Source organism: Pseudomonas sp. GD03858 (assembly GCF_029840925.1).
In the GTDB taxonomy this organism is placed as follows: Bacteria; Pseudomonadota; Gammaproteobacteria; order Pseudomonadales; family Pseudomonadaceae; genus Aquipseudomonas.
The window spans coordinates 1-17,035 of record NZ_JAOCDM010000019.1; the positions used below are offsets into that span (position 1 = coordinate 1).

Here is a 17,035-nt window from a genome sequence, read left to right on the forward strand (position 1 = left end):
ATGAACATATCTTGAGTTCATCTCAAATTTAATGAGTTTGTCTCACCTTTCCCGTCCCCCCAGAATTCCCTCATTCACGTTTAAGGATCGAGGGACGACAACATGGCACTGGCACACAACCTGGGTTTTCCACGCATCGGCCGCGACCGTGAGCTGAAGAAAGCCCAGGAGGCCTTCTGGAAGGGCGAGCTGGACGAAGCCGGCCTGCGTGCCGTGGGTCGTGGCCTGCGCGCCGCGCACTGGCAGGTGCAGAAGGCTGCCGGTATCGAGCTGCTGCCGGTGGGCGACTTCGCCTGGTACGACCAGGTGCTCACCCATTCGCTGACCTTCGGCGTGATCCCCGAGCGCTTCCGTGCCAAGGACGGTGCCAAGCCGACCCTGCAGACCCTGTTCGCCATGGCCCGGGGCGCCGTGGCGACGGACCGCAGCGATAGCTGCTGCGGCGGCGCCCACGCCCAGGAAATGACCAAGTGGTTCGACACCAACTATCACTACCTGGTCCCCGAATTCACCGCCGACCAGCAGTTCGCCCTGAGCTGGGAGCAGTTGTTCGAGGAAGTCGAAGAAGCCAAGGCCCTCGGCCACGCGGTCAAGCCGGTGGTGATCGGCCCGCTGACCTACCTGTGGCTGGGCAAGACCAAGGGCGCTGATTTCGACAAGCTGGAGCTGCTCGACCGCCTGCTGCCGCTGTATGACCACATTTTCAATCGCCTGGCCGTGCAAGGCGTGGAGTGGGTGCAGATCGACGAGCCGATCCTCGCCCTGGACCTGCCGCAGGACTGGAAGAACGCCTACGAGCGGGTCTACAACATCCTCCAGCGCGCGCCGCTGAAAAAGCTGGTCGCCACCTATTTCGGTGGCCTGGAAGACAACCTGGGGCTGGCCGCCAACCTGCCGGTCGATGGTTTGCACATCGACCTGGTACGTGCGCCGGAGCAGTACCCGACCATCCTCGATCGCCTGCCGGCCTACAAAGTGCTGTCGTTGGGCGTGGTCAACGGTCGCAACGTCTGGCGCTGCGATCTGGAGAAGGCGCTGGAGGTGCTGCGCCATGCCCACGAACGCCTGGGTGACCGCCTGTGGGTCGCGCCGTCGTGCTCGCTGCTGCACAGCCCGGTGGACCTGGCGCGCGAAGACCAGCTCGATGACCAACTGAAAAGCTGGCTGGCCTTCGCCGTGCAGAAGTGCCAGGAAGTGGCGCTGCTGGCCAAGGCGCTCAACCAGCCCGAAGCGGTCGATGTGGTCGAAGCCCTGGCGCAGAGCCGCGCCGTGCAGCACGGCCGCGCCACCTCGCCGCGTATTCACAAACCGGCGGTGCAAGCTCGCGTGGCGGCGATCAAGCTCGCCGACAGCCAGCGCGTCTCGGCCTTCGAGCAGCGCATCGCCAAGCAGCGCGCCAGGCTGAACCTGCCGGCGTTCCCGACCACCACCATCGGTTCGTTCCCGCAGACCTCGGCGATTCGCCTGGCGCGTCAGGCGTTCAAGCAGGGCAGGTTGACGGAGGCGGACTACGTCGAGGCCATGCACAGCGAGATCCGCCACGCGGTGCAGATCCAGGAGAACCTGGGCCTGGACGTGCTGGTGCATGGCGAGGCCGAGCGCAACGACATGGTCGAGTACTTCGCCGAGCAGTTGGACGGCTATGCGTTCACCCGTTTCGGCTGGGTGCAGAGCTATGGTTCGCGCTGCGTGAAGCCGGCGGTGATTTTTGGCGACCTGAGCCGCCCGAAGGCGATGACCGTGGCGTGGATCGAGTACGCCCAGGGGCTGACCCGCAAGGTCATGAAAGGCATGCTGACGGGGCCTGTGACCATGCTGATGTGGTCCTTCCCGCGCGAGGACGTGACCCGCGAAGTACAGGCCCGCCAGCTGGCGCTGGCGATCCGCGACGAGGTGGTCGACCTGGAAGCGGCGGGCATCAAGATCGTGCAGATCGACGAGGCGGCCTTCCGTGAAGGCTTGCCGCTGCGCCGCAGTGCCTGGCCGCGCTACCTGGAATGGGCCATCGAGGCGTTTCGCCTGTGCGCCTCGGGCGTGGGTGACGCAACCCAGATCCACACCCACATGTGCTACAGCGAGTTCAACGATGTGATCGAGTCGATCGCGGCGATGGATGCCGATGTGATCACTATCGAGACTTCGCGTTCGGACATGGAATTGCTGGAGGCGTTCGAGCGCTTCGACTACCCGAACGAGATCGGCCCGGGGGTGTACGACATCCACTCGCCGCGGGTGCCGGACAAGGACGAGATGGTCACGCTGCTGCGCAAGGCGGCTCGGCGTATTCCGGCCGAGCGGTTGTGGGTCAACCCGGATTGCGGGTTGAAGACCCGCGCCTGGCCGGAGACCGAGGCGGCGTTGGTGAACATGGTCGCTGCTGCCCGCGAGCTGCGTGCGAGCGTCTGATCCTGAAGGGCCCTCTCGCGCATGTTTCCCGCACTTCGGCTAGAGTGCCCGGACACTCCAGCCAAAGCCCCGCCATCGCCATGAAACCCATTCACCTCACCCTGATCTGCCACGCCCGCACCGAGGCGCAAAGGGTGGGGCGCTTCGCCCTGGACGACGAACCGCTGCGTGATCCTCCGTTGCTGGCGCCTGAGCGTTCGGCCCGCTACCTCACGGCACCTGAGCTGCGCACCCGCCAGACCGCCGAGGGGCTGGGAGCGGTGGTCGATGACGGCTTGCGCGACTGCGACCTGGGTCGCTGGAAAGGCTTGCCGCTCAAGCAACTGGATGACGCAGACCTCCAGGCTTGGTTGGCCGATCCGCAGGCCGCGCCCCACGGTGGTGAGTCGATCGCCGGCCTGTGTCAGCGTGTCGCCGGTTGGATGGACAGTGCCCTGAGCGAGGGCGAGTGGGTCGCCATCACCCATCCTTTCGTTATCCGTGCGGCGATGTTGCATGCGCTGGGTGCGCCACTGCAGGCCTTTGAGCGCATCGATGTGCCACCGCTGGCGCGGGTGCGGTTCAGCCATAGTGGCCTGTGGCGGTTGCAGCTGGGCTGACGGTATGCCTTTCGAGGTGTTCGCCGCAGCCCTTGCAAGGCCCAGGTCTAACGCCGAACCAACGCCGGTACTGCACGGACATAGAGCAGCTCGCTCACCAACTCCACCAACGTCTGGGTGATCACCGCCGCGGCCGCCAACGCGCGGATCGACTCCGGCAGCGCCAACGCCAACGGCAGCACCACCAGCGAATTGCGCGTGGCGGCACTAAACGTCACCGCTCGGGCTTCGCCTGTGGACAACCGGAACAGCCGCGCAGCGATCATCCCCAGCAGCGGTGCCAACAGGGCAAAACCGACATACACCGGCACCACCGGCAGCAGGTCGTCCAGCCGGCTGGCCACCACGCCGATCTGCGAGCCGATCACCGCGATCAGCACCAGGGCCATGGCCGGCACTGGCAGCCAGGCCCAGGCGTCGTTCCATTTGGCGACCAGCGTCGAGCGCCGTGCTCCCGCGCTGGTGGCGACCGCCAGCAACAGCGGCAGCACGATCAGCAGCACGAAGGCCTCGACGAAGGGCGCGATGGAAATCTCGACCTGGCCGCCACCAAGCATCAATGCCAGGTACAGCGGCAACAGCGCCAGTTGCACCAGCAGGAGTACCGGCGTGGCGGCCAGGGTCAGGCGCGAGTCGCCCTTGCCGATATGGGTGAACACCACCACATAGTCGATGCACGGGGTCAGCAGCACCAGCAGCGCGCCGACCAGCACCGCCGGATGATCGACCAGCCCGCGGGTGCCGATCCATACCAGCAGCGGCACCAGCACGAAATTGGCCAGCAGCAGCGCGGCCATGAAGCGTCGGTTGCCCAGGCCGGCGCGCAGGTCGAGGAAGGGGATCTGCAGGAACATCGCATACATCAGCACGGCGATGGCCGGGGTCACCAGCATCTCCAGTGACTGGGCCACGCCCGGCGCCAGCAGGCCGACGGCGGCGGCGAGCGCCACGGCGATGAAGTACAGGGGGATCTGGTTGCGTTCGAGCTGCTCTCTGTCCACGGGCGTCCTGGCATTTCTGACTGAATTACTGGGTCGGGCAGGGTACTATCTGGCGCAATCCATAGGGAGTGATTCGATGCGAATTCTAGTGGTGGGTGCGAGCAAGGGATTGGGTAAGGCACTGGTCGAGGGCCTGGGTAACGCGGGCGACACGCTGATCGGCGTGTCGCGTACCCGGCCGGCGTCGTTGCCGAGCGCGGTGCGCTGGATCGAGGCCGACCTGGGCCAGCCGCGCCAGGCGGCGACGGCGATCCATGAGGCGCTGGCCGACGGCGGATTGGATGTGCTGGTCTACAACGTCGGGATCTGGGAGCAACGGGCCTTCGAGGACGACTACGACTTTCTTGGCGATGACGACGGGCAGATCGAGCGCATGGTCGCCACCAACCTCACCGCGCCGCTGCTGCTGATCAAGCGCCTGCTGCCGCTGCTGCTGCAGAGCGACCGGCCACGGATCATCCTTACCGGCTCCACCTCGGGCCTGGCGGGCAGTGGTCGCCCGGAAGTCACCTTCGGCGCGAGCAAGTTCGGCCTGCGCGGGATCGCCGAAACCTTGCGCGAAGGGTTTCGCGAGCAGGGCTTGGGCGTGAGCTGCCTGAACCTTGGCTACCTGAACACCGAGGATGGGCTGGACGTGCCGCTGGCGCAGGCCGAGCAGCGGGGCGAAGGGACGCTGATTCCGCTGCACGATGTGGTGCAGGTGTGTCGGATGATGCTGAGCCTGTCGTCGGCCAGCTACGTGCGCGACATCACCTTGCCCGCGCTGCGCGACGAGCGTTTCTGAGATGACCTTCGAGCAACAGGTCCGAGCGATTATCCACAACGATCCGCTGCGCTGGCGGTTGCTGGCCTGCGTGCGGGAGCTGGCGCTGGCGGATGGCTGGGTTGGCGCAGGCTTCGTGCGCAATGCCGTGTGGGATCACCTGCATGGTCGGGCGACGACGGCCCCGGGCGGGGATGTGGATGTACTGTGGTTCGATCGCTCGCGCACCGACCCGGCAGAAGACCGGCGCCTGGAGGTACGGTTGCAGGGTTATGCGCCACAGGTGCCCTGGTCGGTCAAGAACCAGGCGCGCATGCATCTGCGCAATGGCCAGGCGCCGTACGCCTCGACCGAGGATGCCATGCGCTATTGGCCGGAGACGGCCACGGCGGTGGCGGTGCGGCGCACGGCGGACGACCGGTGCGAGGTGCTGGCGCCGTTGGGGCTGGACGATCTGTTTGGCCTGCGGCTGCGCTCCACGCCGGGCAAGGCCGAGGTGATGGCCGCCCGGGCTCGGGACAAGGGTTGGATGCAGCGCTGGCCGACGTTGCGTTCGCTCGGTTGAACAAGCCCGGCAGGTGAACCTGCCGGGCTTGGTTCGCGGTCTCAACTGACCAGGCAGATCGCTCGCAATGTCGAGCCTGGTTTCACAGGCGTGGTGGTGTCACCGAGCCATTGCTGGGTATCGGTCTTCTGCTGTTTGGCGAACACGTCCCTGACGTTCTCCCAGCTTTCCACCGACAGCTGGTAGACCGCCTGGGACAAGGTGTAGGACGACTGGAAGGTAATGGTGCCTTTCTTGCTGGTGGCCTTGATGGTGAATTCGCTGGCATACAGCATGAAATTCACCGAGCCGGCGATGCCGGTCTGCAGGATGTTCTGGTTGAAGTTGGACTGGCGCTCGGTCTGTTCGGAATAGGACAGCGCCGCGTTCACCAGGCTGCTCAGGGATTTCTTGATCTGTTCGACGTCCTTGGCCGCCAGGCCGATGAAGCCTTTGACGAACGAATCGATCAGCGCATTGGCGTCATGGCTTTTCTGCTGGATCTGCGTTACCTGGGCGGCGAGCAGCGACAGGAAGGGGATCTCGGCGATCTGCTGGGTGAAGGCGATGAAGTGTTCGCGGTCACCCTTGGCCTTGGGCTTCTGGTCGGTGGGTTGGTCCAGTGGGTTGTATTCGGAGCGCCGGCGGGCGATGTCGATGGCGGTCTGCAGGCCCTCGTAGATGCTGACCGGCGCTTTGCCTGGGCTGACGTTCTTGTTGGCATCGTTGGCATAGCTGTCGGTCGCCGAGCCGGCCGCAGGGCTGAAGAACGGGTTGATGGCGTCGGCGCCGCTGCGCATGGAGCGACCTGTCGCGGTGAGCTGGTGGTGATGATTGTAGTCGTGGGCGAAGATGTTGCCGTGTGGTGTCGTCGACTTCACGCGGGCCTTTCCTTCCAGCCAGGCATGAGCAACTTCTTTCTCGGACGGGGCGGCTCCTGGAGCGTTCATGGCAAATCCCTTTAGCAGATTTATTAATAGGGTCTGGTGCGCTGGAACTTAAGCAGTTCATTGGGCGCCTGACTCAGGCTAGAGGGGAGTTTGAAAGTGTCAAAGTGTCATTTCTAACACTGTAGGAAAGTAGTGGAGTACATGGAGCCAATCGAATTAAATAAAGATTGGCTTATCGTGAAATGCAGATATTTATGGATGATGAATATTCATTTGAATATGTTTTATTGGTAAACATATTCGTTGGATTTTTTAAGTAAATTGCAACTAATGCTTCGGAGAGGTCAGGCGGTCGCTGCCGGACGCTTCGCGGGTGAACCCGCTCCCACAGGTTTCGGTGTCGCCGTGGCGGGAGCGGGTTGGTCGGGGCGTGGATCAGCGCTCGATGGCCAGCGCCACACCCTGGCCACCACCGATGCACAGGGTCGCCAGGCCCTTCCTGGCATCGCGCTTGATCATCTCGTGCAGCAGGGTCACCAGCACCCGGCAACCGGAGGCGCCGATGGGGTGGCCCAGGGCGATCGCGCCGCCGTTGACGTTGACCTTGGACGCATCCCACTCCAGCTGCTTGCCCACCGCCAGGGCCTGGGCGGCGAAGGCTTCGTTGGCTTCGATCAGGTCCAGTTCGCCGAGCTGCCAGCCAGCCTTGTCCAGGCAGCGCTGGGTCGCCGACACCGGGCCGATGCCCATGATCGCCGGGTCGACGCCGGCACTGGCGTAGGCGGCGATCTTCGCCAGCACCGGCAGACCGAGGGCCTTGGCCTTGCTGGCGCTCATCAGCAGCACCGCGGCGGCGCCGTCGTTGAGGCTGGAGGCGTTGCCGGCGGTGACACTGCCGTCCTTCTTGAACGCGGCGCGCAGCTTGCCCAGGGATTCGGCGGTGGTGCCGGGGCGTGGCTGCTCGTCGGTGTCGAACACCAGCGGCTCGCCTTTCTTCTGCGGGATGTGGATCGGCGTGATCTCATCCTTGAAGCGCCCGGCCTCGATGGCGGCCACGGCCTTGCGCTGGGATTCGGCGGCGAAGGCGTCCTGCTGCTCGCGGGTCAGGCCGTATTTTTCGACCAGGTTCTCGGCAGTGATGCCCATGTGGTAGTCGTTGAACGCGTCCCACAGGCCGTCGCTGATCATGCTGTCGATCAACTGGCCGTGGCCCATGCGCTGGCCGGTACGGGCCGAGGGCATCACGTAGGGCGCCAGGCTCATGCTTTCCTGGCCGCCGGCGATGACCACCTCGGCGTCGCCGCAGCGGATGGCCTGGGCACCCAGGTGCAGGGCCTTGAGGCCCGAGCCACAGACTTTGTTCAGGGTCAGGGCCGGGACCTCGAAGGGCAGGCCGGCCTTGACGGCGGCCTGGCGGGCGGGATTCTGGCCGGCGCCGGCGGTGAGCACCTGGCCGAGGATCACTTCGTCGACCTGGGCCGGATCGAGCTGGGTCTGGGCCAGCAGCTGGCGAATCACGGCGGCGCCCAGCTCGACGGCGGACACGTTGGCCAGTGCCCCCTGGAAACTGCCGATGGCAGTGCGGGTGGCGGCGACGATGACGACTTCGTTCATTGTTGTTCTCCGGGATACGAGCGTGATCGGCACAGCATCCCCGCCCCGCGCTCATTTGAGAAGTTTGTTTTTCTTTGCGATTGATCGGGTTTGCAAATGAATGGGCATCCCGTGCCGGCCCCACGGCAATAGCGCAAGACTTGAGGTCAGCGCGATCACTGAGGGAGCGGGCTCGCCGCGAAGCGCACCTTCACGCCGAACCCGCCGCCATCACGGTTGAAGTACTCGAGCCCGCCCCCTAGCTGTTCCACCACCAGCGCCACGATCGCCAGCCCCAGCCCGGCACCGCCGGGATTGCTGTCGCTGTAGAAGCGATCGCTCAGCCGCGCCAGCTGCTGTGGCGCCACCCCGGGGCCCTGGTCGAGCACCTGCAGGGTCAGCCAGTCATCGTGCTGGCGCAGTTCGAGGGTGACTTCGCCACCGGGCGGGCTGAAGTGCAAGGCATTGCCGATCAGATTCTGCAGCATCACGGTCACGGCGGTGGGGTCGGCGTAAAGGTGGCAACTGCCTTGCTCGTCGAGCACCAGGTCGACCTGGCGGCGCAGGGCCAGCGGCGCGAGTTGCGCCAGCTCCTCCCGGGCCAGGGCATCCAGGCGTACGCGCTGACGGACTTGGGTCAGGGGCTCCAGGCGGGCCATGGTCAGCAGTTGGCTGGCAAGGCGGGTGGCACGGGCCACGCCCTGTTCGAGAAATACCAGCGCTTCGTCGCGCTCGGCATCGCAGGTGGCACGACGGGCATTGCTGGCATGAATGGCCAGCACCGCCAGCGGCGTGCGCAACTCATGGGCGGCGTCGGCGATGAAGCGGCGTTCGCGTTCGAGCAGGCGGGTGAGCTGCTGCAGTTGATGGTTGAGGGCGTTGGCCATGGGGGCCAACTCAGGTGGGAGCGGTGCGACGGCCAGTGGCTCCAGGCTGTCCACCGGGCGGACGCGCAGGTGCCGGGCCAGGCGCCGCAGCGGTTGCAGGCCCCAGCCTAGCAGCAGCCAGATGGCCACGGCCAGCAGCGGGATGCCGACCAGCGCGGGAGCCAGGGCCTGATCGGCGATGCGCTGGATCAGGTCCTGGCGCAGGTCGTCGCGCTCGCCGACCCAGATCAGCAGGCCGCGCTGGCGGTCTTCGAGCAGCACGCCGCACCAGTCCTGGCCCTGGTAGAGCAGGTCATGGATGCCGGGAGCGGGCGGGCTGTCGAGGTGCGGCGCATCGGCCGAGCGCATCAGCAATTGGCCATCGCTACGCCAGACCATGAAGTCGAGGTTGATCTCGTAGGGGTGGCTGAGAATGTCCCTGCCGGACTGCTCCATGGCTTGTTCCAGCGCCGCGCGCACGCCTTGCCAGTCCTGCTCCGCCGGCATCTGCCGGAACAGTCCCTGCAGCACCCGCGCGGCCTGCACCAGCTGGGCGTCGTAGACGTTCTCGATCTCCTCGTGGTTGTCGCGCAGCACGCTGAGCACCAGGCCGAGGCTGCCGAGCAGCACCAGCAGCAGGGTGGGCAGCAGGATACGTGTGCGGATGGCGGTCATGGGGCATCCTCGATGAGGTAACCGACGCCGCGCACGGTGCGGATCAGGCCACTGTCGAGCTTGCGTCGCAGGTTGTGGATCAGCACTTCGAGGGTGTTGCCGCAGCCGCTTTCGTGCCAGCCGTATAGCGCCTCGGCCAGGCGTTCGCGGGTCAGCACGGTGCCGGGGCGGGCCAGCAACTGGTGCAGCAGCTGGAACTCCATGGGCGTCAAGGCCACCGGCCGGTCCCGGTAGCGCACCGTCAGGCGCGCCGGGTCGAGGCTGACCCCGGCATGCTCCAGCAACGGTTGCGCGCGGCCCTGGCTACGCCGCAGCAACGCACGGATGCGCGCCTTGAGCTCGTCCACGTCGAAGGGTTTGACCAGGTAGTCGTCGGCGCCGGCATCCAGGCCCTGGATTCGTTCGCGGGTGGCATCGCGGGCGGTCAGTACCAGTACCGGCGCCTTGCCCGTGGGGGCGGCGCGCAGGCTGCGCAGCAAGTCCAGGCCATCGCGTCGGGGCAGGCCGAGGTCGAGCAGCACCAGGTCGAAGGTTTCGCCGCGCAGGGCCTGCTCGGCCTCCAGGCCGTCGGCCAGCCAGTCCAGGGTGTAACCCTCGCCGCGCAGGGCGGTGCGGATGCCCTGGGCCAGGGCCTGATCGTCTTCCACCAGCAGTACGCGCATGCTTCGGTTCCCCCGTCGAAGGCGCCATGATGGGCCCTGCGCGCAGCCTGTCGCCCGGGGAAATGTAACCAGTGATGACCTACTAAGCTGCCATTAAGTTTGGCACTGCATCGTGCGGGTCCCTTCTCATCAACGGAGCTTATCGCCATGCGTTTCCTTCTTGCCTTCGCCTTGCTGCTGGGCAGTGGCAGCGTCTTCGCCGCCACCCAGTGCACCACCGCCGACAAAAGCACCTGGCAGGACCCGGACAAGTTCCAGGCCCAGCTCAAGGAGCAGGGCTACAAGATCAACAAGTTCAAGGTCACCAAGGGCAACTGCTACGAGATCTACGGCTTCGACAAGGACGGGCGCAAGGTCGAGATCTATCACGACCCGGTTAGTGGCAAGGCGGTGAAGACCGAGATCGAAGACTGATGCCCGAGGCCACGGTGCGCCTGTGGGACCCCTTGCTGCGGGTGTGCCACTGGTCCTTCGCCACCGTGTTCTTCGCCAACTACTTCTTCACCGAAGAGGGCGAGGACTGGCACCAGTGGCTCGGCTACTACGCCGTTGGCTGTGTACTGCTACGCATCGTCTGGGGCTTCGTCGGGCCGCGCAGCGCGCGCTGGGCCGACTTCTGGCCGACGCCCAGGCGCCTGGCGGCCCACGCCAGGGCGCTGCTGAACGGGCAGCCCTACCATCGCCTGGGCCATTCGGCCATCGGCGCGCTGGTGATGGTGCTGATGCTCGCCTGCATCGCTGGCCTGGGGCTGACCGGCTGGCTGGCCGAGGAAGTCGATGCCCTGTGGGGCGCCGATTGGCCGATGGACCTGCACAGCTGGCTGGCCGATGCGCTGCTGGCGCTGGTGTGCGTGCATGTGCTGGCGGCGCTGGTCGAGAGCCTGCGCCTGGGCGAGAACCTGCCACTGTCGATGCTCACCGGCCGGCGCCGTTACCGCGACGATCCCTGACCACGAGATTTCCCATGCTGATGTCCCTGACCCTGCGCGCCCAGCCCGAGCGTGGCGCCGCCTGGCTGCGTTTGTGCGCGCTGGCCAGTTTGAGTTGCGCGTTGCTGCTGGCTGACGATTTCATCCAGCAACTGTTCACCGGCAACAACCGCGCCGAGCTCGAGGCCGGCTGGGTCGCGGGGCTGTGGGCGTTCTGCGCGGCGTTGTGGCTGTGCAACCTGCGCGTGGTCGTGGTGGCGATCCTGCTGCTGTTCGCCGGCATGCAACTGCTGCAGCTGGCCAATATCAGCTTTTTTGGCGAGCCGTTGAGTGCGGTGGACATTCGCAGCCTGCTGCGCGAGCCCGGGGAGGTCGGGCTGACGGCCTGGCACAGCCTGGGCGCGCATTGGCCGGCGGCGCTCAGTGTCGGGCTGCCCTACGCGTTGCTGCTGGCCTTGCATGGGTGGCTACCGGGACGAGTGAGCCTGCCGGCCAGTCGCTGGGCGCTGCTATTGATCGCCGTGGTGCTGCTGGCCAAGCCGTATCGGGCCACCTATCGCAACCTCGATTCGTTCACTCCGGGGCCGACCCGCAGTGGCCTGCACAACAGCCTCAATGCGTTTTCCGCCTGGGCCGTGCGCCTGGCGTTCGCGCCCGAGGTGAGCTTGCCGGCCGCGCCGTTCGCCCCCTATCGGATCGAGCCGATTCCCAGCAGCGCCCGGCATGTCTGGCTGGTGGTGGCCGACTCGCTGCGCAGCGAGCGCATGGGGTTGTACGGCTACGCCCGGCAGACCACGCCGCGCCTGCAGCGTTACCTGGACAGCCATCCCAGTGCCTTGGTGCGGCCAGGTGTTTCGGCAGGCGTGGCCACCGATGTCAGCCTGCCGTACTTGCTCAACCCGATCCGCGAGCCTGGCCAGGACCACCTGCTGCGCGAGGGCGATATCAACCTGTTCCGCTTCGCCCGCGAGGCCGGCATGCGCACGCACTGGATATCGTCCCAGGAATCGCGCTTGCTGGCGCACCTGGGCAGCCGCCATCTGGACGTGGCGATCACCCGCGAAGACCACCCGCTGCGCTTTCTCAAGCGCCAGGACCATGCCTTGCTGGAGATCCTTGACCAGCAGCGCTTTGGCCCGCGCAACTTCGTGGTGCTCAACCTGCGCACGGCGCATCTGCCTTACGCGCGCAACTACATGCACCAGCAGGGCGAGCGGCCCTGGCCGGATCAGGGCGTGCAGGGGCAGGCCAATGCCTATGACAACTCGATTCATTACCTGGACGGTCTGCTGGAGGACGTCATTGCCCGTTTCGACCGCCTGGAGGGCGAGCGCTACCTGGTGATCACCGGCGACCACGGCCAGCGTCTGGGCGAGGATGGCAAGTGGGGGCACAACGACCTGGTCCCGGAGGTCAGTGACGTGCCGATGATCGTGCTTAGCCGCGAGGCGCCGCGCGAGGCACTGGGGGCGTTGGCGCCGGAGCGCTGGATCAGCCACTACGAGATCGGCAAGTGGCTGGCGGCGCGGCTGGGCATGCGCATCGACAACCCCAACCTGCGCAAGGACGAGCATTTCGTGCATGGCAAGTTGCTGTTCAGCGACAACTATATCCAGCCGGTGTGCGAGACGGCGCAGGGGTTGGTGCACCTGACGCCGGTGCAGCTGAGTGAATGGCTGGCCAGGAGCAGCCAAGGCGCGTGCGGCTCCTGATCGGGCTCGGTTTGCGTGCCGCGAATACCGGAACCGCGTGGCCTGCTTCGCGGCGGCTCGGCGCCCCGATAAGCCCGCCCCCAGGAACAGCACATGGCTTGAGCTCAGTGCGCTCCCTGTGGGAGCGGCTTTAGCCGCGAACACCGGCGAAGCCGGTGCCAGGCACCGCAGCGCCTACATGTCTGCGGCTTTTGCGCAGGCTCCGTCATTCACAGGGCGGGACACTGGTTGGTCACGCAGTGAATCCCGCCGCCACCGGCGGCGATCGCGTCGATATCCAGCAGCACCACGTCCCGGCCCGGATACAGTTTTTCCAGCAACGCCCGTGCCTTCTCATCGGCGCTGCGATCGCCGAACTGCGGGGCGATCACCGCGCCATTGATCACGAAATAGTTGATGTACCCCGCGGCGAAATCCGGGTTGCCCTTGCTGAACTTGTTACGGCGTGGCCTGAGCGGCGGCGACACCGTGTGAATCTCCAGCTTGCGCCCATCGGCGTCGGTGGCGTTGCGCAGGATCTCCAGGTGCTCGCGGGTCACGTCGTGGTCATAGGAATCCGGATCGTTGTCCAGGTTCGCCACCACCACGCCGGGCGCCGCGAAGCGCGCATAGAAGTCCACGTGGGCATCGGTGATGTCCTTGCCCTTGATGCCCGGCAGCCAGATGATCTTGCGCAGCCCCAGCCGCTCTTTCAGCTCCGCTTCGACCTGGGCCTTGCTCCAGCCGGGGTTGCGGTTGTCGTTGATCCAGCTGCTCTCGGTCATGATGCCGGTGCCGTGGCCGTCCACCTCGATGCCGCCGCCTTCGCCCACCAGCCCGCTGCGCTGGTACTGGGCACCCGCCAGCTTGGCGACGCGCTTGGCAAGCTTGCTGTCGTAGCGGTGCTGCTGCTTGCCGCCCCAGCCATTGAAGTTGAAGTCCACCGCCGCCAGCTCGCCATCGTCGTCGACGACGAAGTTGGCGCCGATATCGCGCATCCAGATGTCGTCCAGCTCGGTCTCGACGTAGGTGATGTTGTGGCTGCCGCATTCTTCCTCGGCGATATCCCGCTCGCTGGCGCGGCAGAACACCGTCACCGGCTGGTAGGCGGCGATGGCCCGGGCGATGCGCCCAAGGGCGGCCTGGACGTCTTCGGTGAAGTCCTCCCAGATGTCATCCTGGGCGCCGAAGGCGATGTAGGCACGTTGCTGTTTCTCGCCTTCGTCGGGCATGAACCAACGCTCCGGGTCGGCGGCGCGGGCAACGCCCATGGGCAGGCCGAGCCCGGCGCCGATACCGGCGGCGAGTGACAGTTGCAGGAAGGTTCGACGGGTAGGCATGGGTTCAGTCCTGTGCAGTCTTGAAGCGGGTCCAGACCCGCATGCGCGCGCGCATGTCGGCCTGGGGGATGTCCTTGCCCGGGATCAGCCGGGCATAGGTGGCTGGGTCGATGTAGATATCGGGGTTGTCCCGCAGGCTCGCGTCCACCAGCGGACGCGCCTTGGCGCTGGCGGTTGGGTAGCCGGTGGTGTTGCTGATCGCCGCCATGTTCTCCGGGCGCATGACGAAGTTGATGAAACGATAGGCGTATTCCGGGTGCTTGGCATCGGCGGGGATGGCCATGGTGTCCATCCACACCGTGGTGCCTTCGCGGGGCACGCGGTACTGGAAGTCGATGGTCTTGCCGGCGGCCTCGGCGCTGCGCTGGGCCTGGATCACGTCGCCGCTGTAGCCCAGCGACAGGCAGGTGTTGCCGTTGACCAGCTCGGTGACCGGCTGCGACTGCAGCTTGCGCACGTAGGGGCGGATGCCCTTGAGCAGCTCGCTGGCGGCGGCCAGGTCTTCGCGCTTGGCGCTGCGCGGTTCGCGGCCCAGGTAGTGGAGCACCACGGCGAGCACTTCGTCGGGCGAGTCGATCATCGAGATGCCGCAGTCGGCGAACTTGGCCGCCAGCTCAGGCTTGAACAGCAGGTCGAGGCTGTTCAGCGGGGCGTCGGGCATGCGCTCGCGGATCTTCTTCGCGTCCATGGTCAGGCCGATGGTGCCCCAGGTATAGGGCACGGTGGCCTGGCTGGCCTTGGGGTACTGGTCGTGCAGCTTGCGCAGGCCCGGCTCGATATCGTCCAGCGCGGTCAGTTGCGTCTTGTCCAGCGGCAGCAGGCTGCCGGCGCGCATCAGTCGTTCGGCGACGGTGTCGCCGGGGAAGATCAGGTCGTAGCCGCTGCGCCCGGACATCAGCTTGGCTTCCAGCACCTCGCTGCCGTCCATGACGTCATAGATCACCGGGATACCGGTCTCGGCGGTGAAGCGCTTGAGGGTGTCTTCGGCGAAGTAGTCGGCCCAGTTGTACAGGCGCAGGGCGTCCTGCTTGGCCTGGGCGACGCTGGCGCAGGCCACCAGGGCGGCGATGGCCAGCAGTTTCGATGGACGGCTTGGCATGGTTCAGGCCCTCGCGGTTTGTGGGGTGCGGCCGTCCAAGGTCAGCAGCGGCGCGTACATGCTGGGGCGGCGGTCGCGATAGATGCCCCAGGTCAGGCGGTCCTCGCGCATGCGCGCCAGGTCCAGGTCGTGCAGCCAGACGCCGCTGCTGTCGCGGTCGGCCTCGGCGAGCATCGCGCCCTTGTGGTCGCAGATGAACGACGAGCCGTAGAAGCGCATCGACAGGCTGTCATCGCTGCGCGCCACTTCATGACCGACACGGTTGGCGGCCACCACCGGCAGCAGGTTGGCGGCGGCGTGGCCACGCATGGCCATCTGCCAATGGTCGCGCGAATCCAGTTCGGCGGCGCCCGGCTCCGAGCCGATGGCGGTGGGGAACAGCAGCACCTCGGCACCCATCAGGGCCAGGCAGCGGGCCGTTTCGGGGAACCACTGGTCCCAGCAGATACCGATGCCCAGGCGGCCGAAGGCGGTGTCCCAGACCTTGAAACCAGTGTCGCCGGGGCTGAAGTACTCCTTCTCCTGGTAGCCGATGGCGTTGGGGATGTGGGTCTTGCGGTACACGCCCAACAGGCGGCCATCGGCGTCGGCCACGGTCAGCGAGTTGAAGAAGGCGTTGCCGGCGCGCTCGTACCAGCTTAGCGGCAGCACGACGCCAAGCTCTTTGGCCAGGGCGGCGAAGCGCCTGAGCAGCGGGCTGTCGTGGTAGTCCTCGGCCAGCGCCTGGTGGCTGTGGCATTGCTCGATGCAGAAGTACGGGGTGGCGAACAGTTCCTGCAGCAGGATCACCTGGGCGCCCTGGGCCGCGGCCTTGCGCACCAGCTTCTCGGCGCGCTCGAGGTTGGCGGGCAGGTCCCAGCTGCAGGGCATCTGCGTGGTGGCGATGCGCAGGGTGCTCATGGGCGCTCTCCCTGCACTGGCCAGGCGGGCTGTTGCTGGGTGATGCAGTGGATGCCGCCGCCACCGTGGGCGATGTGGTCGATGCGCACCGGCACGATTTCGCGACCGGGGAAGGCCATGGCCAGCTGCTGCGCGGCGGCCTGGTCGGCGTCGATGCCGTAGGCCGGCATGATCACCGCGCCGTTGGCCAGGTAGAAGTTGGTATAGGAGGCGCAGAACACCTCGGCGTCGGTATCCACGGCGGCGGTGGCCTCGAACAGGTCGAGCAGCTCGAACGAACGGCCCTGGGCGTCGCTGGCCAGTTCCAGGGCGCGGCGGTTCTCGCGCACCACCTCGGCATACACCGACCCCTGGTCGTGGGTAGCGTCCACCAGCAGCACGCCGGGGCGGGCGAAGGCGCACACGCCATCGACATGGCCGTCGGTCATGTCGCCGGTGACGTACTCAGGGTCGCCCGGCAGCCAGATGGTCTTGCGGATGCCCAGCAGGCGGGCGAAGCAGTCCTCGAAGTCGGCCTTGGTCAGCCCTGGGTTGCGGTTGGGGTTGAGCAGGACCGATTCGGTGGTGATCAGCGTGCCTTCGCCGTCCACGTGAATGGCGCCGCCTTCGTTGCACAGCGGGGTGCTGAAGCCTTCCAGGCCCAGCTGGTCGAGGATGCGCCGGGCCAGGCTGCGGTCCTTGCCGTGCTCGGACTTGTTGCCCCAGGCGTTGAAGCGCCAGCTCAGCCCAGCGACGCCGCGCTGTGGATGCACCAGGAAGCTCGGACCGCTGTCGCGGCACCAGCTGTCGTCCACGGCCAGCTCGATCAGTTCGATGCCAGGGCCGCACAGTTCGCGGGCGCTGGCGATGGCGCAAGGGTCGACCACCATCTTCACCGGCTCGTAGCGAGCGATGGCGGCGGCCACGCGGGCATAGTCACGCTGCACGTCGGCCAAGGTCACGCCCCAGCCGGACTCCCACAGCGGTTGGTTGTGCGGCCAGATCATCCAGGTGGCGGCGTGGCGGGCCCATTCGGCGGGCATGCGCCAGCCGCTGTCGATGGACAGGGTCATAGTGAACTCCGATCTATTAGGGATT

The 17,035-nt window shown here is 66.3% G+C and carries 16 protein-coding genes; 7 read left to right on the top strand and 9 right to left on the bottom strand.

The annotated features are described in order from the left end of the window. Positions 1 to 102 precede the first annotated feature (102 nt). Entirely contained in the window at positions 103 to 2,406 is a 2,304-nt protein-coding gene (gene metE / locus N5D48_RS07755) for a 5-methyltetrahydropteroyltriglutamate--homocysteine S-methyltransferase (RefSeq protein ID WP_279882832.1), read from the top strand. A gap of 80 nt (positions 2,407 to 2,486) precedes the next feature. Continuing rightward, the gene (locus N5D48_RS07760; RefSeq protein ID WP_279882834.1) at positions 2,487 to 3,005 is read left to right on the top strand and encodes a histidine phosphatase family protein; all 519 of its coding nucleotides are present in this window, start codon (positions 2,487 to 2,489) and stop codon (positions 3,003 to 3,005) included. A 47-nt stretch (positions 3,006 to 3,052) separates the two neighbouring features. Here the strand turns inward: N5D48_RS07760 and N5D48_RS07765 are convergent, their stop codons facing one another. Continuing rightward, complete coding sequence (locus tag N5D48_RS07765) at positions 3,053 to 4,006, bottom strand: bile acid:sodium symporter (protein WP_279882836.1); 954 nt, start codon at positions 4,004 to 4,006, stop codon at positions 3,053 to 3,055. A 76-nt stretch (positions 4,007 to 4,082) separates the two neighbouring features. On the opposite strand from N5D48_RS07765, the gene N5D48_RS07770 reads away from it, so the two are divergent. Beyond that, positions 4,083 to 4,790, top strand: a complete 708-nt coding sequence (locus N5D48_RS07770) for an SDR family NAD(P)-dependent oxidoreductase (RefSeq protein ID WP_279882838.1) — start codon at positions 4,083 to 4,085, stop codon at positions 4,788 to 4,790. A 1-nt stretch (position 4,791) separates the two neighbouring features. Beyond that, positions 4,792 to 5,334: a nucleotidyltransferase family protein gene (locus N5D48_RS07775; RefSeq protein ID WP_279882840.1), complete on the top strand. Its 543-nt coding sequence runs from the start codon at positions 4,792 to 4,794 to the stop codon at positions 5,332 to 5,334. A gap of 41 nt (positions 5,335 to 5,375) precedes the next feature. Here N5D48_RS07775 and N5D48_RS07780 read toward each other — a convergent pair whose 3' ends face one another. From N5D48_RS07780 to N5D48_RS07795, 4 genes are all read right to left on the bottom strand, one after another. Further along, on the bottom strand, positions 5,376 to 6,263 hold the full coding sequence (locus N5D48_RS07780) for a hypothetical protein (RefSeq protein WP_279882842.1): 888 nt from the start codon (positions 6,261 to 6,263) through the stop codon (positions 5,376 to 5,378). A 375-nt stretch (positions 6,264 to 6,638) separates the two neighbouring features. After that, positions 6,639 to 7,817, bottom strand: a complete 1,179-nt coding sequence (locus tag N5D48_RS07785; RefSeq protein ID WP_279882844.1) for an acetyl-CoA C-acetyltransferase — start codon at positions 7,815 to 7,817, stop codon at positions 6,639 to 6,641. A gap of 155 nt (positions 7,818 to 7,972) precedes the next feature. Beyond that, a complete protein-coding gene (locus N5D48_RS07790) occupies positions 7,973 to 9,337 on the bottom strand; it encodes an ATP-binding protein (RefSeq protein ID WP_279882845.1) in 1,365 nt (454 codons plus the stop codon). Further along, positions 9,334 to 9,999, bottom strand: coding sequence for a response regulator transcription factor (locus N5D48_RS07795; protein ID WP_279882847.1), 666 nt, complete (start codon positions 9,997 to 9,999; stop codon positions 9,334 to 9,336). Before N5D48_RS07795 ends, N5D48_RS07790 begins: the two co-directional genes overlap by 4 nt. A 147-nt stretch (positions 10,000 to 10,146) precedes the next feature. Between N5D48_RS07795 and N5D48_RS07800 the strand changes: the two genes are divergently transcribed. From N5D48_RS07800 to N5D48_RS07810, 3 genes are read left to right on the top strand one after another with little or no spacing between them, the layout of a single operon-like run. Beyond that, positions 10,147 to 10,413 (top strand): PepSY domain-containing protein, encoded by a 267-nt coding sequence (locus N5D48_RS07800; RefSeq protein WP_279808796.1) that lies wholly within the window; start codon positions 10,147 to 10,149, stop codon positions 10,411 to 10,413. Next, positions 10,413 to 10,949, top strand: a complete 537-nt coding sequence (locus N5D48_RS07805) for a cytochrome b/b6 domain-containing protein (protein WP_279882849.1) — start codon at positions 10,413 to 10,415, stop codon at positions 10,947 to 10,949. Before N5D48_RS07800 ends, N5D48_RS07805 begins: the two co-directional genes overlap by 1 nt. 14 nt (positions 10,950 to 10,963) lie before the next feature. Continuing rightward, positions 10,964 to 12,640, top strand: coding sequence for a phosphoethanolamine transferase (locus tag N5D48_RS07810; RefSeq protein ID WP_279882851.1), 1,677 nt, complete (start codon positions 10,964 to 10,966; stop codon positions 12,638 to 12,640). 209 nt (positions 12,641 to 12,849) lie between these two features. On the opposite strand, the gene N5D48_RS07815 is transcribed toward N5D48_RS07810, so the two are convergent. The 4 genes from N5D48_RS07815 to N5D48_RS07830 are packed head-to-tail and all read right to left on the bottom strand — an operon-like array spanning position 12,850 to position 17,010. After that, positions 12,850 to 13,959, bottom strand: a complete 1,110-nt coding sequence (locus N5D48_RS07815; RefSeq protein WP_279882853.1) for an agmatine deiminase family protein — start codon at positions 13,957 to 13,959, stop codon at positions 12,850 to 12,852. 4 nt (positions 13,960 to 13,963) lie between these two features. Beyond that, positions 13,964 to 15,058, bottom strand: coding sequence for an extracellular solute-binding protein (locus N5D48_RS07820; protein WP_279882855.1), 1,095 nt, complete (start codon positions 15,056 to 15,058; stop codon positions 13,964 to 13,966). A 3-nt stretch (positions 15,059 to 15,061) separates the two neighbouring features. After that, positions 15,062 to 15,958 carry an N-carbamoylputrescine amidase gene (aguB, locus tag N5D48_RS07825; RefSeq protein ID WP_279882857.1) on the bottom strand — a complete coding sequence of 299 codons (897 nt, stop codon included), beginning with the start codon at positions 15,956 to 15,958 and terminating at the stop codon, positions 15,062 to 15,064. Further along, entirely contained in the window at positions 15,955 to 17,010 is a 1,056-nt protein-coding gene (locus tag N5D48_RS07830; RefSeq protein ID WP_279882859.1) for an agmatine deiminase family protein, read from the bottom strand. Before N5D48_RS07830 ends, aguB begins: the two co-directional genes overlap by 4 nt. Positions 17,011 to 17,035: the final 25 nt, after the last annotated feature.

What these genes read in the sequence shown, in the direction of transcription:
- metE (WP_279882832.1), top strand. Translation starts at nt 103, where the DNA reads ATGGCACTGGCACACAACCTGGGTTTTCCACGCATCGGCCGCGACCGT.
- N5D48_RS07760 (WP_279882834.1), top strand. Translation starts at nt 2,487, where the DNA reads ATGAAACCCATTCACCTCACCCTGATCTGCCACGCCCGCACCGAGGCG.
- N5D48_RS07770 (WP_279882838.1), top strand. Translation starts at nt 4,083, where the DNA reads ATGCGAATTCTAGTGGTGGGTGCGAGCAAGGGATTGGGTAAGGCACTG.
- N5D48_RS07775 (WP_279882840.1), top strand. Translation starts at nt 4,792, where the DNA reads ATGACCTTCGAGCAACAGGTCCGAGCGATTATCCACAACGATCCGCTG.
- N5D48_RS07780 (WP_279882842.1), bottom strand. Translation starts at nt 6,263, where the DNA reads ATGAACGCTCCAGGAGCCGCCCCGTCCGAGAAAGAAGTTGCTCATGCC.
- N5D48_RS07785 (WP_279882844.1), bottom strand. Translation starts at nt 7,817, where the DNA reads ATGAACGAAGTCGTCATCGTCGCCGCCACCCGCACTGCCATCGGCAGT.
- N5D48_RS07790 (WP_279882845.1), bottom strand. Translation starts at nt 9,337, where the DNA reads ATGACCGCCATCCGCACACGTATCCTGCTGCCCACCCTGCTGCTGGTG.
- N5D48_RS07795 (WP_279882847.1), bottom strand. Translation starts at nt 9,999, where the DNA reads ATGCGCGTACTGCTGGTGGAAGACGATCAGGCCCTGGCCCAGGGCATC.
- N5D48_RS07800 (WP_279808796.1), top strand. Translation starts at nt 10,147, where the DNA reads ATGCGTTTCCTTCTTGCCTTCGCCTTGCTGCTGGGCAGTGGCAGCGTC.
- N5D48_RS07805 (WP_279882849.1), top strand. Translation starts at nt 10,413, where the DNA reads ATGCCCGAGGCCACGGTGCGCCTGTGGGACCCCTTGCTGCGGGTGTGC.
- N5D48_RS07810 (WP_279882851.1), top strand. Translation starts at nt 10,964, where the DNA reads ATGCTGATGTCCCTGACCCTGCGCGCCCAGCCCGAGCGTGGCGCCGCC.
- N5D48_RS07815 (WP_279882853.1), bottom strand. Translation starts at nt 13,959, where the DNA reads ATGCCTACCCGTCGAACCTTCCTGCAACTGTCACTCGCCGCCGGTATC.
- N5D48_RS07820 (WP_279882855.1), bottom strand. Translation starts at nt 15,058, where the DNA reads ATGCCAAGCCGTCCATCGAAACTGCTGGCCATCGCCGCCCTGGTGGCC.
- aguB (WP_279882857.1), bottom strand. Translation starts at nt 15,958, where the DNA reads ATGAGCACCCTGCGCATCGCCACCACGCAGATGCCCTGCAGCTGGGAC.
- N5D48_RS07830 (WP_279882859.1), bottom strand. Translation starts at nt 17,010, where the DNA reads ATGACCCTGTCCATCGACAGCGGCTGGCGCATGCCCGCCGAATGGGCC.